The following is a 16380-nucleotide window of genomic DNA, read 5'->3' on the forward strand; positions in this document are numbered from 1 at the left end:
ACGCCGACTTAGCGATGATCACCCGTCCGCCGCCGAACCGCGGCGGCCACCCCCCGGTCAGCGTCGAATCTCCCTCGGTCAGCGTCGATGCCGCTCCAACAGGTGGTAGCCGCCGTAGCACAGCGCGACGAACGGCACCATGTAGTAGAGCGTCGACCGCTGGGTGTCGTCGAGCGCGACCAACACCAACGCGCCGATGCACATGACGATCGCCACCCACGGCAATACCGGGAATCCGGGCGCACGGTAGCCGAGCTCATCCACCGTATGCCCGTCACGCCGCCACTCACGCCGGAACCGCAGGTGGCACACGCACACCGAGAACCACACGACCAACGTCGCCAGTCCCGAAACCGCAACCAGCACGAGATACACGGTGGACGCGGCGACCACGGACGACAGCAGCGCGAGCAGCGAGCCGGCCATCGAGAACAGCACCGCCCACACGGGCACGCCGCGGAAGTTCGTCTTCGCGAACCGCGCGGGGATGAGCCGCTCCTTCGCGAGCGACCAGACCATGCGCGAGCACACGTACAGGCCGGAGTTCGCGGCGGACAGCACGGCCGTGAGCACGACGAAGTTCATCACGTCGCCGGCGAACGGCATGCCGATCGACTGGAAGACGAGCACGAACGGACTGGTCTCCACGCCCGCCTGGTGCCACGGGATCAGCGCGGACATCACGAGGATCGAGCCGATGAAGAAGATCGCCAGGCGCAGCACCGTCGTGTGCACGGCCTTCGGGATCGCCGTGCTCGGATCCTTCGTCTCGCCGGCCGCGACGCCCACCACCTCGGTGCCGGAGAACGCGAACACGACGGTGAGCAGCGTGGAGAGCACGGGCGCGAAGCCGTTCGGGAACCAGCCGTCGGCGACGAAATTGCCGAACAGCGGCGCGTGCGTGGCACCGGCGATCGGAATCGCGCCGAAGATCGCAAGCAGACCGATCACGATGAACGCGACGATCGCGAACACCTTGATCGACGCGAACCAGAACTCCGCTTCACCATAGAGGCGTACGGAAAGGATATTGAGGGCGAACACGACGGCGATGAACACCGCCGACCACACCCATGCAGGACTGTCCGGGAACCAGCGTTGCATGAGCAGGCCCGCCGCCGTGAACTCGCTGGCGAGCGCCACCGCCCAGTTGAGCCAGTAGAGCACGGCGATCACGAACGCGGTGCCGGGGCCAATGAAGCGCTTCGCGTACATGTGGAAGCTGCCCGCGTACGGCATCGCGACGGACAGTTCGCCGAGCGAGACCATCACGCAGTAGACGAGCACGGAGCCGACCGCGTACGCGAGGATCGCGCCGAGCGGTCCGGCCTGATGAATCGTGTATCCGGACGAGACGAACAGGCCGGTGCCGATCACGCCACCGAGCGAGATCATCGTCAGGTGGCGTGACTCCATCTTGCGTTCGAGGCCGCTGTGTGGGGAATCGGTCTGCGCGCCGGTCTCCGTGTCTTGGTTGTCGTCGAAATTGCCGGCGTGGGCCATGCTGGGACTCCTTGCATCATCCGTATCAGTCGTCATGCGGCGACTACCGTATGATACCAACGCCCGCAACAGGCGTCACGGTTCGGTCACAGCACGGCGATCGCGTCGATCTCGACGAGCGCGCCCTTGGGGATGTCGTTGCCGCCGAACGCGACGCGCGCGGGCTTCACGGAGCCGATGAACACCTCGGCGTAGCGGGCGTCCACCTCCTTGAAGTCCTCCACGTTCTTCAGGTAGATGGTGGCGCGGCACACGTGCTCGATGCCGGTGCCGGCCGTGTCGAGGATGTGCTTGATGTTCTTGAGGGCCTGTGCGGCCTGCTCGCCCGCGGTATCGCCCGCCAGTTCGCCGGTGGCCGGATCGATGCCCAGCTGGCCGGACACGAACACGAATCCGTTGGCCTTGACCGCCTGGCTGTACGCACCCAGCGCCGCCGGCGCCTCGGAGGTCGCGACCGCTTCCATCTTTTCGCTCATCTTGTGCTCCTCTCGGTTGCTTGATGCATGGCTTGTTGCATGGCTTGTTGCATGGCCTGTTGCATGGCCTGTTCGCCCGATACCGCACGAGCGATTACCCAGCAGTGTAGTGAGCACGCGTGTCGTGGGCGGACGTGGTGCCCGTCATGCGGTCATGCCAGCGGATGCGCCCACGGCGTGGAATCGACCCGATTGCGAGCGTGGGCGCCGCCGCGCATGTCACGTCCGTCGACGCGCACCGCATGACGGTCGACCACGCGGCCGAGGCGTCGCGCGCTGTCGCCCAGCACACCGCTCGCACCGAGGCGCAGACACCGGTTCGCCTCCCGGTAGTCGCCGCTCACGCCCGCGTAGATGGGCATGCCGTCGCGTGCCGCCCGCCTGGCGACGGCCGGGTCGAGCCGGTTGCCGCGCATGACGACGAAGCTGGCGCCACGCGGCCATGTGATCCGCGGATGTCCGGCCGGGCTCACGCATTTGCCGACGAGCCAGTCGGGGTGCGCGCGATGGATGATTCGGATGGCGGTATCGTCCGTGGACATGATCATCACACGGGATGCGAAGTCGCGGCGTTCCACCTGGCGCATGACGGCGCCGGTGACGCGCGGCGCATGACGGTCGTCGGTTTTGAGATGCAGCAGCAGACCGAGATGGTCGTTGGTGTGCTGTGCGGCGAGTATGGCCTGTTCGAGCGTGGGAATGTGAAAGGATTCGCCGTTCTGGCGCATCGGCATGCGTTGCAGCTCGCGTGTGTGCATCGATGCGACGGGCACGTTCCGGCCGTCCGCGGAGAGCCTTCCGGTGCGTTGGTCGTGGAAGACGACGGGTGTGCCGTCCGCGTCGAGGCGAATGTCGATCTCGGCGTAGTCGGCGCCGCGCGCGCCGGCGTTCGCGATGGCGTGGAGCGAGTTCTCGGGCGCGGAATCGTCGCCTCGATGGGCGATGGCGAGCGGACGGACCGTCCACGAGTCACGCCATGTGTCGCGGCGACGCGGGGCCGCCATGACCGCGCCGACGACGACCAACGCGAGTGATACGACCAGTATGACGAGATGTGCGATCGCACGACGACGAACCGGACGAACGGGCGGCAGTGCTTCCGGCGATGCGTCGCCCGCGGGCATGTTCCTCTTCCTCATTCCGGTCACCTCCAGTCGATTCGGACTGGATTCATTATGGTCCCGGAGGATGGGCGATAGGCGCGGTTTCATGGTGCAATCATGGTTATCTCAGGGATTAATCAGGGTTCCCGCACCACCCCTCATCCCGCCCGCTGGCGGGACGCGTCTTTCCCGGGCGGCACGTACCTCTCATCCCTCCCGCCGGCGGGAGGTGTCCTTCCCTGGCGGCACGTACCTCTCATCCCTCCCGCCAGCGGGAGGTGGCGCGCAGCGCCGGAGGGTGGCTCGGAGACCACCCCCACCCGACTCCGCCGGGAGCCCCCGCCAGCGGGGGCCAAGGTGGCGAAGAAGCCGGAGGTAGGGCACCGCACCGGAGACCCCGGCTCTGTCTCCTCCCGCTGGCAGGAGGTGGCGCGCAGCGCCGGAGGGTGGTCCCCGGAATACGAAAAGGGCTTCGGGAAAACCCGAAGCCCTCGATATCGCGGATAAGGCGAGATTCGAACTCGCGGAGGGGTTCGCCCTCACACGCTTTCGAGGCGTGCTCCTTAGACCGCTCGGACACTTATCCATTCGTCGCGTGAAAACGCAACCTGTTCATTATAAGCATGTTCGTCCGATATGCAAATCACAGCGCGTCGCATGAATCGCGCACACGCACCCCAACTCGCCGCACGACGCAACAGCCGAACCTACAGCTCCTGCTCGTGAACCGACGCGTTGACCCACTGGCTCTGCTTGACGTCGTATCCGGAAAAGATGCCGATGTCAAGCATGCAGTCACGGTAGTCGCGTCCGTGCGCGATCGTGATGTAGTTGTCGTCGACCATACGGTTATGCGTCGGATCGAGACCGATCCACCGTCCGTTGTGGTAGATCTCCACCCACGCATGCGTCGCGCCCTCGCCGCCCAGCAGGCCGGCGATGTAGCGCGCGATGAGGCCGCAGTGGCGCGCGACCGACAGCATCACATGCGCATAGTCCTGACACACGCCCTTGCGCTGTTCCAACGCCTGCTCGGCGGTCGTGCGGATCGTCGTGGAGCCGGGCGTATAGACGAACGCGCGGAACACCTCGTCCATGATCTCGCGCGCCTTGTCGATCGGCGAGGCGCTGTCCGGCAAGGCGGCGAGACGCTTGCGGCAGATCGCCGTCAGCGCCTCGACCGCCGGACCAGGAATCGTCAGCGCGGAGTCGAAGCGGTAGAGCGGCTTGTAGATCTCCGGCTTGATATGCGCGTTGTCGACGAACGCGATGCCCGTCACCTTGTAGTTGAACACGTCATGCGGCTCGGGGATGTACCCGGTCTTCACGACCGAATCGAACGAGTCGATGGTGGTCTCCAACTCCACGTCCGGTTCGATGTCGATCTCCACGTCCACGACCTGCTGGCGCGGGCCGGTGGCGGGGATGCACCGCAACTGGAACCGGTGGTCGGTGACCGGTGAGCTGAAGCTGAGCTTCATCTCATAATCAAACACCAGTTTTTTCATGCTTCAGGCTCCGGGAAAGTGGACGGCAAAGGACGACATACTGTCTTCCAACTTTACCAGTGTGACGCATGTCACGGCCGGCGCGCGTCCATGTTCATCGAACTCAACGAACTGCCGTCCTTGATGTCGCCGTGGATGGAACGACGGCCGAAATCACTGAGGAACTCCTGCAGACGGCCGTTCAACTCCGGGTATCCGCGCTGCGGCAGCTGCCCGAGCAGCCAGCTCACGCCCTCCGCGAAGCACTGCGGCAACGGCATGCCGTCAAGCGCATGCGCGTAGGTCTCCAGCTTCCTGAGCGGCGCCTCCATCTCCGCCATCGGCATGCCGAAACGCGTGTACAGGTCGATGCGCTCGATGTACTTGCCGATGAAGATGAACGCCTTGAGCGTCATGTCCGCCGCCGAGTTCTCGATGCCGCCCCAGAAGGCGAGCATGTCGTCGGCGATGTCGCGCTGCGTGTAGATGTCCTCCGCACTGGCGGAACGATCCGCGGCGTCGGTGATGTTCGTCATCGCGAGTTCCACGTACTGCAGCAGACGCGACGTGAGTTCCGGACGCAGGATGACCGCGTTGTTGAACGCGGCCACGATGGCGGAACGCACCGAATCCGGATTCGTGCCGTCGTAGAGGAACGAGTGGATGAACGAGTCGAAGTCCTCGAAATCCTCCGGCAGATCGAGCGCGCGGGCGAACGGGCGGAACGCGTCCGGATTCTCATCCATCACGCGGTCGTAGAACGGGAAGAACTGCACGAGCGTGGTGAACGCGCGCTCCGTGTAGCGGCCCAGCCAGTACAGGTTGTCCGCCTTGGAGGCGGTGACGAGCTGCAGGGAATGCTTGCGCGCGTGCGGCATGAGGTTCACCGATTCGATATCCGCGCTGCGGGCGAAATCCTTGCTGCCATCCTCGGGCGCGAGCACCCACGTATCCTTGAAGCCGCCGCCCTGCGAGGAATTGACGATCATCTGACCGGGCACCGACGAGTAGCGGGTCAGACCGGAATACCACACATGCGTGTTCTGGCCGGTCACGACGAACGCACGCAGATCACACTTGCGCGGACTCCGCTCCCCCGTAGCCGGATCGACCACGTCGATGTCGCGGAACTGGATGATCTCCTGCGCGATGAACCGGCGCGGATCGGTCTTGATCCTGTCGGCCAGCTCCTCGCGCTTCGCCTTGTCGAGATCACGGCCGAAGACCACGCCGTAACCGCCAGCCTCGGCCACGTCCTTGATGACGAGTTCTCCCATGCGGTCGAGGACCTCCTTGCGGTCCTTCTCGAACATCGGCATGTAGGTGGGCGCGTTGTGCAGGATCGGTTCCTCGTTCAGGTAGTACTTGATCATGCGCGGCACGAAGTAGTAGATGGCCTTGTCGTCGGCCGCGCCGTTGCCGGGCGCGTTGACGATCGCCACGTTGCCGGCGCGGTAGGCGGACAGCAGTCCCGGCACGCCGATCACCGAATCCGGGTTGAACGCGAACGGGTCGAGGAAGTCGTCGGCGAGGCGGCGGTAGACGACGCCCACGCGATGACGATTGCCCGCATAATCCAAGAAGAACAGCTTGTTCTCGACGACCTCGAGATCCTCGGGGAAAGCGAGCGTCGCACCGGTCTGCTCGGCCAGATACGCGTGCTCGAAGAACGCGGAGTTGTAGCGCCCCGGCGTGAGCACCACGGCGATGCCTTCGGTGGAGACGAAATCCATCGACTTGCGCAGCAGACGCGGGTAGTCGCGGTTGTCGCGCACGTGCACTTCGCGGAACAGGCGCGGATTCGTGCGCCGTTCGATGTCACGCGCGAACAGCGGGTAACTCGCGCCCGACGGGATGCGCAGATTGTCCTCCAGCACCCACCAACGACCATCCTCGCCCTGCACGAGGTCCTCGCCGGCGATGTGCGCGAACACGCCGCCGGGAGGCGTCACGCCGTTGACCTGCGGATAGTAGCCGGCGGACGTGTACACGAACTCCTCGGGCACGACGCCGTCGTGGATGATGCGCTTCTCCGAATAGATGTCTTTCAGGTAGGCGTTGAGCGCGTTGACGCGCTGCTTGAGACCAGCCTCCAGCTCGTCGAACTCGTCCGATTCGATGACGCGCGGAATCGGATCGTAGGGGAACAGACGATCCTTGTAGACGCCGTTCTTATACACGCCGAAGCGCACGCCGTTGCGGCTCAGTTCGCGGTTGATCTCCTCACGCCGCGCCACCAGTTCCGCCGCAAGCCTGCTCGCCGCCGATTCAATCATCGTGCCACTTTCCTTGTGATGGGTCTATCGTTACGTACCCGACTCACCGTAGGGAACACCGGTTTCAGCAAACGCGCGCCAATGTTACGAACACGTCACTTCGCCGCGCCGCGTTTTGCCGCGCCGCGCTGGTTCCGCACTGGTTTCGCGGCCGTCGCTGCCCAGCCGGCCATCGCAGTCCCAGCGGCCGGCCTCACGGCATCCCAGATTCGCGGCACTGCCAAAGCGGCTTCTCGCATTATGGTGTGCATAGACCGTGCGCGGTGATTCTCATAATCCTCCCGCTGGCGGGAGGTGGCGCGTAGCGTCGGAGGGTGGTTCAGCTCAGCCGAGAATGGGGGTACACGACTATAGAGGTTTCCTTTTCTTTGGCGCTATGCCGCGATTCCCTCCCCCATCGCCGCGCGACCGTATACTCGAAGGCTATGACGGCTATGACACGACTGCGCATCGACCTGGCATATGACGGCGGCGACTTCTACGGATGGGCCACGCAACCGAACATCCGCACCGTGCAGGGCACCATCGAGGCGGCGCTGCACAAGCTGCTGCGCGTACCTGAGCACGATCCGGACGAGCCGCTGCGCCTCGTCGTCGCCGGACGCACCGACACGGGCGTCCACGCGAGTCACCAGGTCTGTCATCTCGACATCACCGAGACGACGTTGCAACGCGCTGTCGGCCACATGAAGGTGCCGGCGGTCACCGCACTCGAACACCGGCTGCAACGACTCCTGCCGACGGACATCGCGATTCATCGCGTGTCCGTCGCGCCGGACGGTTTCGACGCACGGTTCTCCGCGCTGGAACGCACGTACGTCTACCGGATCGCCGATCGGTCGAGCGAGGTCGATCCGCGACTGCGCGGCTGCGTGCTGCACATCGACGACGCGCTCGACCTGGACGCGATGAACCGGGCGGCGGCGATGACGCTCGGACTGCATGATTTCGGTTCGTTCGCGACGCCGAATCCGGGTGGCACGACGATCCGCGAGGTGAAGCGCGCGTACTGGACGCGCGTACCGTCGCGCCCGTTGGTGCCGGCGCACGATGCCGCGGCGGCGATGACCGGAACCGGATTCGCGGGAACGAACGGGACGACGGGAACGAACGGAACGATGACGGATGCGTCGGGAATGACGGAAACAGCGAACGGCACCGGTGCCTCCGCTGCGACTGGAATCGATGATGTCGACGTGATGCGCGGATATGTGACGCCGACGCTGGAATCAGGGCTCGTATGCTTCACGATTGTGGCCGACGCGTTCGCACGCAACATGGTGCGTTCGCTCGTCAACGCGTGCGTGGCGGTGGGAATCGGCAAACGCGACCTCGACTGGTTCGCGGGGAAGATGGCCGTGCCGAAGCGCGAGGGATCGACGGGTCCGATCGCGCCGCAGGGACTGACGCTGGAGCACGTCGCCTACCCGGCCGACAGCGAGCTCGCCTCCCGTGCCGAGGCGATCCGCGCCGTGCGGACGCTGCCGTAGGTACTGGGAATACTGCTGGTAGATACTGCCGGATAACTGGCGTTCTGGCCTGCGACGCGGCTACCGGCGCGGCGTCTCCGTCCCCGTGGTCGCACTCCGGTACTCCGCTCCGCGACCACCCTCCGCCGTCCCCGTGACCACCCTCCGGCGCTACGCGCCACCTCCCGCCAGCGGGAGGACGTGGGTGAGGTGACCGAAACAGAGTGAAACACCCATGCCAGCTCTCGCCAGTACCACGTGACCACCCTCCGCCGTCCCCGTGACCACCCTCCGGCGCTACGCGCCACCTCCCGCCAGCGGGAGGAAGTGGGGAACGGGAGGAAGTGGTGAACGGGGCGGATACGCGAAAGGGGTCGGGAACCCGGATGGATTCCCGACCCCTTAACGTCGAGTCAGCTGACGCTATATGCTAGCGACTCACTCGGCCTGCTCGGCCGGAGCCTCGGTGGCCTCGGCAGCGGTCTCGGCCGGAGCCTCAGCAACCGGAGCCTCGGTCTCGGCGGACTTGGCGGCGGCTTCGGCTTCCTTCACGACGGCCTGCTTCTTGCTCACCGGCTCGGTGACGAGCTCGATGATGGCGGCGGGCGCGTTGTCGCCCTTGCGCGGGGCGATCTTCACGATGCGGGTGTAGCCACCCTCACGCTGCTCCATCTGCTCGGCGATCTGGGTGAACAGCACGTGCACGACGGACTTGTTGCGGATGACGCGCATCACGCGACGGCGGGAGTGCAGATCACCGCGCTTGGCGAAGGTGATCAGGCGCTCGGCCAGCGGACGAAGGCGCTTGGCCTTCGGCAGCGTGGTGACGATGCGGCCGTTCTGGAACAGGCTGGTGGCCATGTTCGCGAGCATCAGACGCTCGTGCGCCGGGCTGGAGGCCAGACGCGGGCCCTTCTTAGGTGTGGGCATAGTAACTCCTTATGTCAGGCCGGTTCAGGTGGGCAGTGGCCCGAACATCCGAACCGGTCGGACGGTTGGTCGAATTCGGCTAACGGGTTCTCACTCGTCTTCAGGCGAGAAGAAGGTGCCGCCTTCGAGATTGTTGGCATCGAAGCCACCCAGCGGGGAGGCCTTCAGGGACATGCCCAGAGACTGGAGCTTCTCCTTGACCTCATCGATGGACTTCATGCCGAAATTGCGGATATCGAGCAGATCCTGCTCAGTGTGGGAGACCAGCTCGCCGATGGTGTGGATGCCCTCGCGCTTGAGGCAGTTGTAGCTGCGCTGCGTGAGGTTGAGATCCTCGATCGGCACGGCGAGTTCGGGGTTGGACTCCTCCGCCACCGGGGCGGGGCCGACCTCGACGCCTTCGGCCTGGGTGTTGAGCTCACGGCACAGGCCGAGCAGCTCCACCAGGGTGGAACCGGCGGAAGCCACCGCGTCACGCGGGGAGATGGCCGGCTTGGTCTCCACGTCCAGGATGAGCTTATCGAAGTCCGTGCGCTGTTCCACACGGGTCGCCTCGACCTTGTAGCTCACCTTGAGCACCGGGGAGTAGATGGAATCGACCGGGATACGACCGATTTCGTCATTGTCCTGCTTGTTCATCGCAGCCGGCACGTAGCCACGGCCACGCTCGACGGTGAACTCGATCTCGAGCTCGCCGTCCTCGGCGAGGGTGGCGATGTGCATGTCCGGGTTCGCGATGGTCACGCCCGCCGGCGGGGTGATGTCACCGGCGGTGACCTCGCCCTTGCCGCTCTTGCGCAGGTACATCACGACAGGCTCGTCGTACTCGCTGGTGAGCACGATGCCCTTGATGTTGAGCAGGATCTCAGTCACGTCCTCCTGGACGCCCGGCAGAGTGGTGAACTCGTGCAGGGCACCGGAGATACGCACCGAAGTCACAGCGGCTCCCGGAATCGAGCTCAGCAGGGTGCGGCGCAGCGAGTTGCCAAGCGTGTAGCCGAAGCCCGGTTCGAGCGGCTCGATGGTGAAGCGGGAGCGCTGGGTGTTCAGCGATTCCTCGGTAAGAGTCGGACGCTGTGCAATAAGCACTGTGGTATCCTTTCAGCTTTTGGCCGGTGGTGCACTCACCGGACCAACAGCGGGTTGGATGAATATTGTCTAGTAGTGCTCAGACGCGACGACGCTTCGGAGGACGAACGCCGTTGTGCGCTTGCGGGGTGACGTCGGTGATGGAACCGACCTCGAGACCAGCGGACTGCAGGGAACGGATGGCGGTTTCACGACCGGAACCCGGGCCCTTGACGAACACATCGACCTTCTTGACACCGTGCTCCATCGCCTTGCGGGCGGCGGACTCGGCGGCCATGCCAGCAGCGTACGGCGTGGACTTACGGGAGCCCTTGAAGCCGACGTCGCCACCGGACGCCCAGGACACAACCGCGCCGGACGGATCGGTGATCGAGATGATCGTGTTGTTGAAAGTGGACTTGATGTGAGCCTGGCCCACCGGGATCGACTTGCGATCGCGGCGACGAGCGGGCTTACGAGCGGCTTGCTTAGGCGCTGCCATTGACCCTCGTTTCCTAGTAACGAATTTGTTTGCTTGGGGTTGCGGCGCAGGCGATGGGTGTTGCCCCGTGGCCCGTGCCAATGCCACCTACTACTTGGTGGCCTTCTTCTTTCCGGCGACCGTGCGCTTCGGGCCCTTGCGGGTGCGGGCGTTGGTCTTGGTGCGCTGGCCGCGCACAGGAAGTCCCCTGCGGTGACGCTGGCCCTGGTAGCAGTTGATCTGAATCTTGCGACGGATGTCCGCGTCGATCTCACGACGCAGATCGCCCTCGATCTTGTAGTTGGCCTCGAGGTAGTCACGCAGCGTGATCAGCTGCTCGTCGGTCAGATCCTTGACGCGAATGTCCGGGTTGATACCGGTCGCGGCAAGCGTTTCCTTCGCACGAGTGCGACCCACACCGAAGATGTAGGTGAGGGCGATCTCGATGCGCTTCTCATTGGGGATGTCGACTCCGGCAAGACGTGCCATTGCGATTCCTTCTGGTTGACGTAGGTCTTGCACCCACTCGTCCGGTTCTCCGGCACGGGCCTACGTACCCGTGGTTCAGTGTCGTTCCCTTGCGGGAAGCACTGTGAGTGAGCGCCTGATTTTCAATTGTGCCGCTGGAGAATCTGCTCTCAGCCCTGACGCTGCTTGTGGCGCGGGTTGGTGCAGATCACCATGACGCGGCCGTGACGACGGATCACGCGGCAGTTCTCGCAGATCCTCTTCACACTAGGGCTGACCTTCATGGTTATCCTTTGCTTGTACCTTACTTGTAACGGTACGTAATGCGACCGCGGTTGAGATCGTACGGGCTCATCTCGAGCACGACGCGGTCCTGCGGGAGGATGCGGATGTAGTTCTTCCGCATCTTTCCGGAAATGGTGGCCAGCACGATGTGCTTGTTTTCGAGTTCAACGCGGAACATCGCGTTGGGCAGCGCTTCGACCACCCTACCTTCGACTTCAATCACACCGTCTTTTGCCATGAGCTCCCGGCTTCCGTTTCGTTGGTTGCATTACATTGACGTATCCGAAGACACACCAAGTTACTAGAATAGCGAAGAGCCGGACGAAATAGACACTCGGCGTGTCATTTCGTCCGGCTCTTCAGTCGTATGGTATATGCGCGCGTTACGTGCGTCGCGCGTCGCTTATCGCGTTACGCACGATGCCCGCGCGCGTCACGCTCAGCGGGCGTCGAGCGCGGCGACGATGTTCTTCTGGATTTCGTCGATCTCGCCGACACCGTCGATGGCGACCAGCTGGCCACGGGACTGGTAGGTGTCCAGCAGCGGGGCGGTCTCCTTCGCGTAGGTGGCGAGACGCTTGGCGATGGCCTCCGGGTTGTCGTCGGTGCGGCCCTGCTCCTCGGCGCGCTTGGCGATGCGCTGCATGAGGACGTCGTGATCGGCGTCGAGCGCGACGACCGCGTCGAGCGGAGTGCCGAGTTCGGCGAGGATGGCGTCCAGCGCCTCGACCTGGGAGGCGTTGCGCGGGTAGCCGTCGAGAATCCAGCCGTTCTTGGCATCGTCCTGGGCGAGACGATCCTTGACGATCGAGTTGGTCAGCTCATCCGGCACGAGTTCGCCCTTGTCGGTGTACGCGATGACCTTGAGACCCAGCTCGGTCTTGCCCTTGATGTTGGCACGGAAGATGTCGCCGGTGGAGATGGCGGGGATGCCGTAGTGCTCGGCGAGCAGCGCGGCCTGGGTGCCCTTGCCGACGCCCTGCGGGCCCATGATGAGAAGACGCATGTCGTGCTCCTGTCTCGTATGTTGCGGTTGATGGTTGGCGGGGCGTCACCCTCCTGACGAGGAAGACGCCCCTGAAGAAGGACTCCCGGGAAGGACTCCCGGGAAGGACTCAGCCTTCCTTGTGGTCGATGTCCTCGAGCAGGAATCCGGCGTACTGGAACTGCTCGGTCTGAGCCTTGGCCTGGCGCAGGGTGTCGAGGCCGACGCCCGCGATGATCAGGATCGTCGTGCCGCCGAACGGCAGCTGCGTGTTGAGGCCGAGGGCCATGATGAGGACGGTCGGGATGAGCGCGACGAACAGCAGGTAGACGGCGCCCACCGTGTTGAGTCGGTTCATCACGTAGCTCAGGTAACGGCTGGTGGCGTTGCCGGCGCGGATGCCGGGGATGAAGCCGCCGTACTGCTTCATGTTGTCGGCGGTCTCGTCCGGGTTGAACGTGATCTCCGTGTAGAAGAAGCAGAAGAACACGATCATCAGCGCGTACAGCGCGATGTACCACACGCTGGTGGTGTCCGCCAGGTTGGCGTTAATCCACTTGACCCAGCTCTGGTCGGACTTGCCGAACTGCGCGATGAGCGTCGGAATCGCGAGGATCGACGAGGCGAAGATCGGCGGGATGACGCCGGACATGTTGATCTTGAGCGGCAGGTAGGTGGAGGAGCCGCCGTACATCTTACGGCCGATCATGCGGCGCGTGTACTGCACCGGGATGCGGCGCTGGCACAGTTCGACGAAGTCGACGAAGATGAGGATGACGACGAGCACGGACACGACGATGGCGAACTTGGTCCAGTCGCCGTCGCTACCGTTGGTGCCCCAGCCGATCTCCCACAGCTGCGGCAGGAAGCCGGAGCAGATGGACATGAAGATGAGCACGGACATGCCCTGACCGATGCCCTTGTCGGTGATGAGCTCGGCCATCCACATGATCAGACCAGTGCCGCCGGTCATGACGAGCACCATGACGATGAGGTTCCACACGGAGCCGTCCGGGATGACCTGGGAGCAGGCGTAGTTGAACAGCGCGCCGGAGCGGGCGGTGACGAGGATCGTGGTGGACTGCAGCACGGCCAGACCGATGGTGAGGTATCGGGTGTACTGCGTCAGCTTCGCCTCGCCGGACTGTCCTTCCTTATGCAGGGCCTCGAAGCGAGGGATGACGACGCGCAGCAGCTGCACGACGATGGACGCGGTGATGTACGGCATGACACCCAGTGCGAAGATCGACAACTGGAGCATGGCACCGCCGGAGAACAGGTTCACCAGTCCGATGAAGTTCTCCTGGCTGCCCTGCAGGGTGGCCACGCACTTCTGCACGACGGTGTAGTCCACTCCCGGCGTCGGGATGAACGAACCGATACGATAGATGATGATGATGAAGAGGACGAAGAGAATCTTCTTCCTCAGTTCCTTCGTCTTCAGGGCCTGGATTAACGTCCTCACCTGGAATCCTCCCATGCGCCCCAAGGCGCTACAACTATGCTCATGTGTTCGTATTATTTTGAACGCTAACGCACGAGCATATCGTATCGTGCCTACTTAGCGCTAACAAGATCCCCCGTAGTGGAGTATGCATTGCCGTGCGGCTCCGATTTCCGCGTCCCCTCCCGCTGGCGGGAGGTGACGTGCAGCGCCGGAAGGCGGCCACGAGCCGTGCGGCATCGGGCCACGCGGCTACAATTCCATCTTCCCTCCCGCTGGCGGGAGGTGGCACGCGCGAGCCGCCTTCGTATTCCCCTCCCGCTGGCGGGAGGTGGCGCACAGCGCCGGAGGGTGGTGCCGGGTGCGGGATGTCGGGGATCCCGTTTCTTTATACCGGGGCACGGATTATACGCCCCTGTATCCGTTTGCCGCCGTTGCCGGCCTGCGGGGACGTACGCCTCGGCGGGAACAAGCCGAGCATTCCTTGTGGTGCCGCCCGTCGGACCGGCACGCGGTCCGGGGTCACCGCTTCTCCTCCTCGGTGGGGAGTCTCCGTACCCGCCCGGCGGGACGATACGCGTCGGCATACGCCCCGGCGTCACAAATCCCGGAGAACCGCCCCATCATCCCGAACCCGGGACACTGATCCACGGGGGCATGTCCCGGATTCCGGAGAACAATGGCTTCGTCCGTAATCCGGGATGCTGAGCCGCTCCCAGCGTCCCAGATTCCGGAGATGAGCGGCATCATCCGTAATCCGGGATGCTGAGTCTTTCCCAGTGTCCCGGATTCCGGACGATAGGGCCGTTTTCCCGAATCCGGGACTCCGGGCGGCGGGGGCGTCCCGGATTCCGGACGAGGCCGATCGCCTCCGGGATCTGTGACGCCGGGAACGGCCGCCTAGAGCGATGCGGCGGCCGGCTCCGGGCCAAGGGGCGTTCTCGGACTCCACCCGCTGCGCCGATCCACGCCCCGGGGGGGGTGCCGCAACATTATGCGGGGAGCGTGTCGTGGGACCATGATGCCCCACGACGCCGCACCGGTCCGCACCGCGGGGGACCGCGATGCTCCGCTCGTTGCGCTGATCCGTGCCATGGAGCAGCTGCTGGGATGGTGGTATGCCGCGACGGCGTGCGGGGATCATGTTGCGGGGATGGTGGCGCTCCACAACGGCATATGGGGATGGTGTTGTGGCGCGGTGGTGTGCCACAACTGGGTTGCGGGAGGCGGTTCGTGGGAGTTGTGGCGCGATTTGAGGGCCCGGCTGCTCCACGACTCGCGGTGGGAACGATACCGGCGGCTGTTGTGGAGCAGGCCCGCTCCACAACAGGGGCGGAACCCGGGATTGCGGGGAGTTGTGGCGCACTTTACGGGCCGGGAACGTCGAAAACAGGGGTTTGTACGGGGGTTGCTGCGGTATGCTGCTCCACAACAGGCTCTCCGGCACGTGTCGTGGAGCAGGCCCGGCCGGAACACGGGGCACAGGGTGCCACGCGCCGCGCGCGTCCGCCGCACACACACCGAAAACGGCTGGTCCACGCCCGAAAACGGCTGGCCCACGCCTGGAACGGCTGGCCCACGAAACCGACCGGCCCACGCCTGGAACAACCGGCTCAGCAGTGACGAACGCACCGGATTCCGGCCCGCGACCGCCCTCCGGTGCTGATTGCCATCTCCCGCCAGCGGGAGGGAGGTGAAAATCACAACCGTGCGAAGCCATACACACCATAATGCGAAGAACACCAAAACCGTGGTCTACCCGGCCCGCGACCACCCTCCGGCGCCATGCGCCACCTCCCGCCAGCGGGAGGGGAATAGTGGTACATCTGCGACATACAGCGGTGGCGAACACATCGGATTCCGGCCCGCGACCGCCCTCCAGCGCTGATTGTCACCTCCCGCCAGCGGGAGGGAGGTGAAAATCACAACCGCGCGAGGCTATACACACCATAATGCGAAGAACACCAAAACCGTGGTCTACCCGGCCCGCGACCACCCTCCGGCGCTGCGCGCCACCTCCCGCCAGCGGGAGGAGAATAGGGAGGCCATGCCTCATGTGTTCTACTTCCCGTCTAGCCTGCCACGGTTTCTTCGCCCCCGCTGGCGGGGGCTCCCGGTGTGAGCCGGGTGGGGGTGGTTCCGCCGGCAGGGGATCGGTGGATACGAAGACTGCAGCAGCATGGACAGGCATCACTCCCCATGGGTCCACCCTCCGGTGCTACGCGCCACCTCCCGCCAGCGGGAGGAAGATACAGGGGACGACTCGAACACACAACCTCCCGCCAGCGGGAGGGGGTGTTCCTATGTTTTTGTCAACTTGTGGCCGGGGTGATGTATCGGGTTAGGGGTTGTGCGTGGTGGGCGTGCTTCGCCGTCCGGCCGGGGGTTTGCCGGTCGGGTCCGGG

14 protein-coding genes and 1 tRNA gene are annotated in these 16380 nt (G+C 64.5%); 1 reads left to right on the top strand and 14 read right to left on the bottom strand.

Annotation, left to right across the window (positions count from 1 at the left end):
- Nucleotides 1-78: 78 nt before the first annotated feature.
- The 6 genes from AC1AYR_RS10115 to AC1AYR_RS10140 all read right to left on the bottom strand — a co-directional run bounded on the left by AC1AYR_RS10115 (nt 79) and on the right by AC1AYR_RS10140 (nt 6845).
- On the bottom strand, nt 79-1503 hold the full coding sequence (locus AC1AYR_RS10115; RefSeq protein ID WP_476512496.1) for an amino acid permease: 1425 nt from the start codon (nt 1501-1503) through the stop codon (nt 79-81).
- Between the two features lie 86 nt (nt 1504-1589).
- Nucleotides 1590-1979, bottom strand: a complete 390-nt coding sequence (locus tag AC1AYR_RS10120) for a Rid family detoxifying hydrolase (RefSeq protein WP_150383651.1) — start codon at nt 1977-1979, stop codon at nt 1590-1592.
- Nucleotides 1980-2131: 152 nt separating this feature from the next.
- Nucleotides 2132-3118 carry a glycerophosphodiester phosphodiesterase family protein gene (locus AC1AYR_RS10125; RefSeq protein ID WP_476512482.1) on the bottom strand — a complete coding sequence of 329 codons (987 nt, stop codon included), beginning with the start codon at nt 3116-3118 and terminating at the stop codon, nt 2132-2134.
- Between the two features lie 464 nt (nt 3119-3582).
- Nucleotides 3583-3668, bottom strand: a tRNA-Ser gene (locus AC1AYR_RS10130).
- 121 nt (nt 3669-3789) lie between these two features.
- Nucleotides 3790-4590 carry a transglutaminase family protein gene (locus AC1AYR_RS10135; protein ID WP_476512481.1) on the bottom strand — a complete coding sequence of 267 codons (801 nt, stop codon included), beginning with the start codon at nt 4588-4590 and terminating at the stop codon, nt 3790-3792.
- A gap of 71 nt (nt 4591-4661) precedes the next feature.
- Entirely contained in the window at nt 4662-6845 is a 2184-nt protein-coding gene (locus AC1AYR_RS10140; RefSeq protein WP_476512480.1) for a circularly permuted type 2 ATP-grasp protein, read from the bottom strand.
- Between the two features lie 425 nt (nt 6846-7270).
- Between AC1AYR_RS10140 and AC1AYR_RS10145 the strand changes: the two genes are divergently transcribed.
- Nucleotides 7271-8335: a tRNA pseudouridine synthase A gene (locus AC1AYR_RS10145; RefSeq protein WP_476512479.1), complete on the top strand. Its 1065-nt coding sequence runs from the start codon at nt 7271-7273 to the stop codon at nt 8333-8335.
- A gap of 417 nt (nt 8336-8752) precedes the next feature.
- Here the strand turns inward: AC1AYR_RS10145 and rplQ are convergent, their stop codons facing one another.
- The 8 genes from rplQ to secY form a co-directional block, all read right to left on the bottom strand.
- Complete coding sequence (rplQ, locus tag AC1AYR_RS10150) at nt 8753-9244, bottom strand: 50S ribosomal protein L17 (protein WP_476512478.1); 492 nt, start codon at nt 9242-9244, stop codon at nt 8753-8755.
- A gap of 90 nt (nt 9245-9334) precedes the next feature.
- A complete protein-coding gene (locus AC1AYR_RS10155) occupies nt 9335-10333 on the bottom strand; it encodes a DNA-directed RNA polymerase subunit alpha (protein WP_476512477.1) in 999 nt (332 codons plus the stop codon).
- 79 nt (nt 10334-10412) lie between these two features.
- Entirely contained in the window at nt 10413-10814 is a 402-nt protein-coding gene (gene rpsK / locus AC1AYR_RS10160) for a 30S ribosomal protein S11 (RefSeq protein ID WP_034527262.1), read from the bottom strand.
- A gap of 90 nt (nt 10815-10904) precedes the next feature.
- Nucleotides 10905-11282: a 30S ribosomal protein S13 gene (rpsM, locus tag AC1AYR_RS10165; protein ID WP_034527264.1), complete on the bottom strand. Its 378-nt coding sequence runs from the start codon at nt 11280-11282 to the stop codon at nt 10905-10907.
- A gap of 149 nt (nt 11283-11431) precedes the next feature.
- Nucleotides 11432-11545 (bottom strand): 50S ribosomal protein L36, encoded by a 114-nt coding sequence (rpmJ, locus tag AC1AYR_RS10170; protein WP_003814578.1) that lies wholly within the window; start codon nt 11543-11545, stop codon nt 11432-11434.
- Between the two features lie 20 nt (nt 11546-11565).
- Entirely contained in the window at nt 11566-11784 is a 219-nt protein-coding gene (gene infA / locus AC1AYR_RS10175) for a translation initiation factor IF-1 (RefSeq protein WP_004268611.1), read from the bottom strand.
- 201 nt (nt 11785-11985) lie between these two features.
- Nucleotides 11986-12552, bottom strand: coding sequence for an adenylate kinase (locus AC1AYR_RS10180; RefSeq protein ID WP_476512476.1), 567 nt, complete (start codon nt 12550-12552; stop codon nt 11986-11988).
- Between the two features lie 109 nt (nt 12553-12661).
- Complete coding sequence (secY, locus tag AC1AYR_RS10185) at nt 12662-13996, bottom strand: preprotein translocase subunit SecY (RefSeq protein ID WP_476512475.1); 1335 nt, start codon at nt 13994-13996, stop codon at nt 12662-12664.
- Between the last annotated feature and the right edge of the window lie 2384 nt (nt 13997-16380).

This window comes from Bifidobacterium sp. LH_417, assembly GCF_056357035.1.

Excerpts from the sequence above, each read along its gene's own strand:
- rpsK (WP_034527262.1), bottom strand. The coding sequence starts at position 10,814 with ATGGCAGCGCCTAAGCAAGCCGCTCGTAAGCCCGCTCGTCGCCGCGAT.
- AC1AYR_RS10140 (WP_476512480.1), bottom strand. The coding sequence starts at position 6,845 with ATGATTGAATCGGCGGCGAGCAGGCTTGCGGCGGAACTGGTGGCGCGG.
- AC1AYR_RS10125 (WP_476512482.1), bottom strand. The coding sequence starts at position 3,118 with ATGAGGAAGAGGAACATGCCCGCGGGCGACGCATCGCCGGAAGCACTG.
- rpsM (WP_034527264.1), bottom strand. The coding sequence starts at position 11,282 with ATGGCACGTCTTGCCGGAGTCGACATCCCCAATGAGAAGCGCATCGAG.
- AC1AYR_RS10145 (WP_476512479.1), top strand. The coding sequence starts at position 7,271 with ATGACGGCTATGACACGACTGCGCATCGACCTGGCATATGACGGCGGC.
- AC1AYR_RS10135 (WP_476512481.1), bottom strand. The coding sequence starts at position 4,590 with ATGAAAAAACTGGTGTTTGATTATGAGATGAAGCTCAGCTTCAGCTCA.
- infA (WP_004268611.1), bottom strand. The coding sequence starts at position 11,784 with ATGGCAAAAGACGGTGTGATTGAAGTCGAAGGTAGGGTGGTCGAAGCG.
- rpmJ (WP_003814578.1), bottom strand. The coding sequence starts at position 11,545 with ATGAAGGTCAGCCCTAGTGTGAAGAGGATCTGCGAGAACTGCCGCGTG.
- AC1AYR_RS10120 (WP_150383651.1), bottom strand. The coding sequence starts at position 1,979 with ATGAGCGAAAAGATGGAAGCGGTCGCGACCTCCGAGGCGCCGGCGGCG.
- AC1AYR_RS10180 (WP_476512476.1), bottom strand. The coding sequence starts at position 12,552 with ATGCGTCTTCTCATCATGGGCCCGCAGGGCGTCGGCAAGGGCACCCAG.
- AC1AYR_RS10115 (WP_476512496.1), bottom strand. The coding sequence starts at position 1,503 with ATGGCCCACGCCGGCAATTTCGACGACAACCAAGACACGGAGACCGGC.
- rplQ (WP_476512478.1), bottom strand. The coding sequence starts at position 9,244 with ATGCCCACACCTAAGAAGGGCCCGCGTCTGGCCTCCAGCCCGGCGCAC.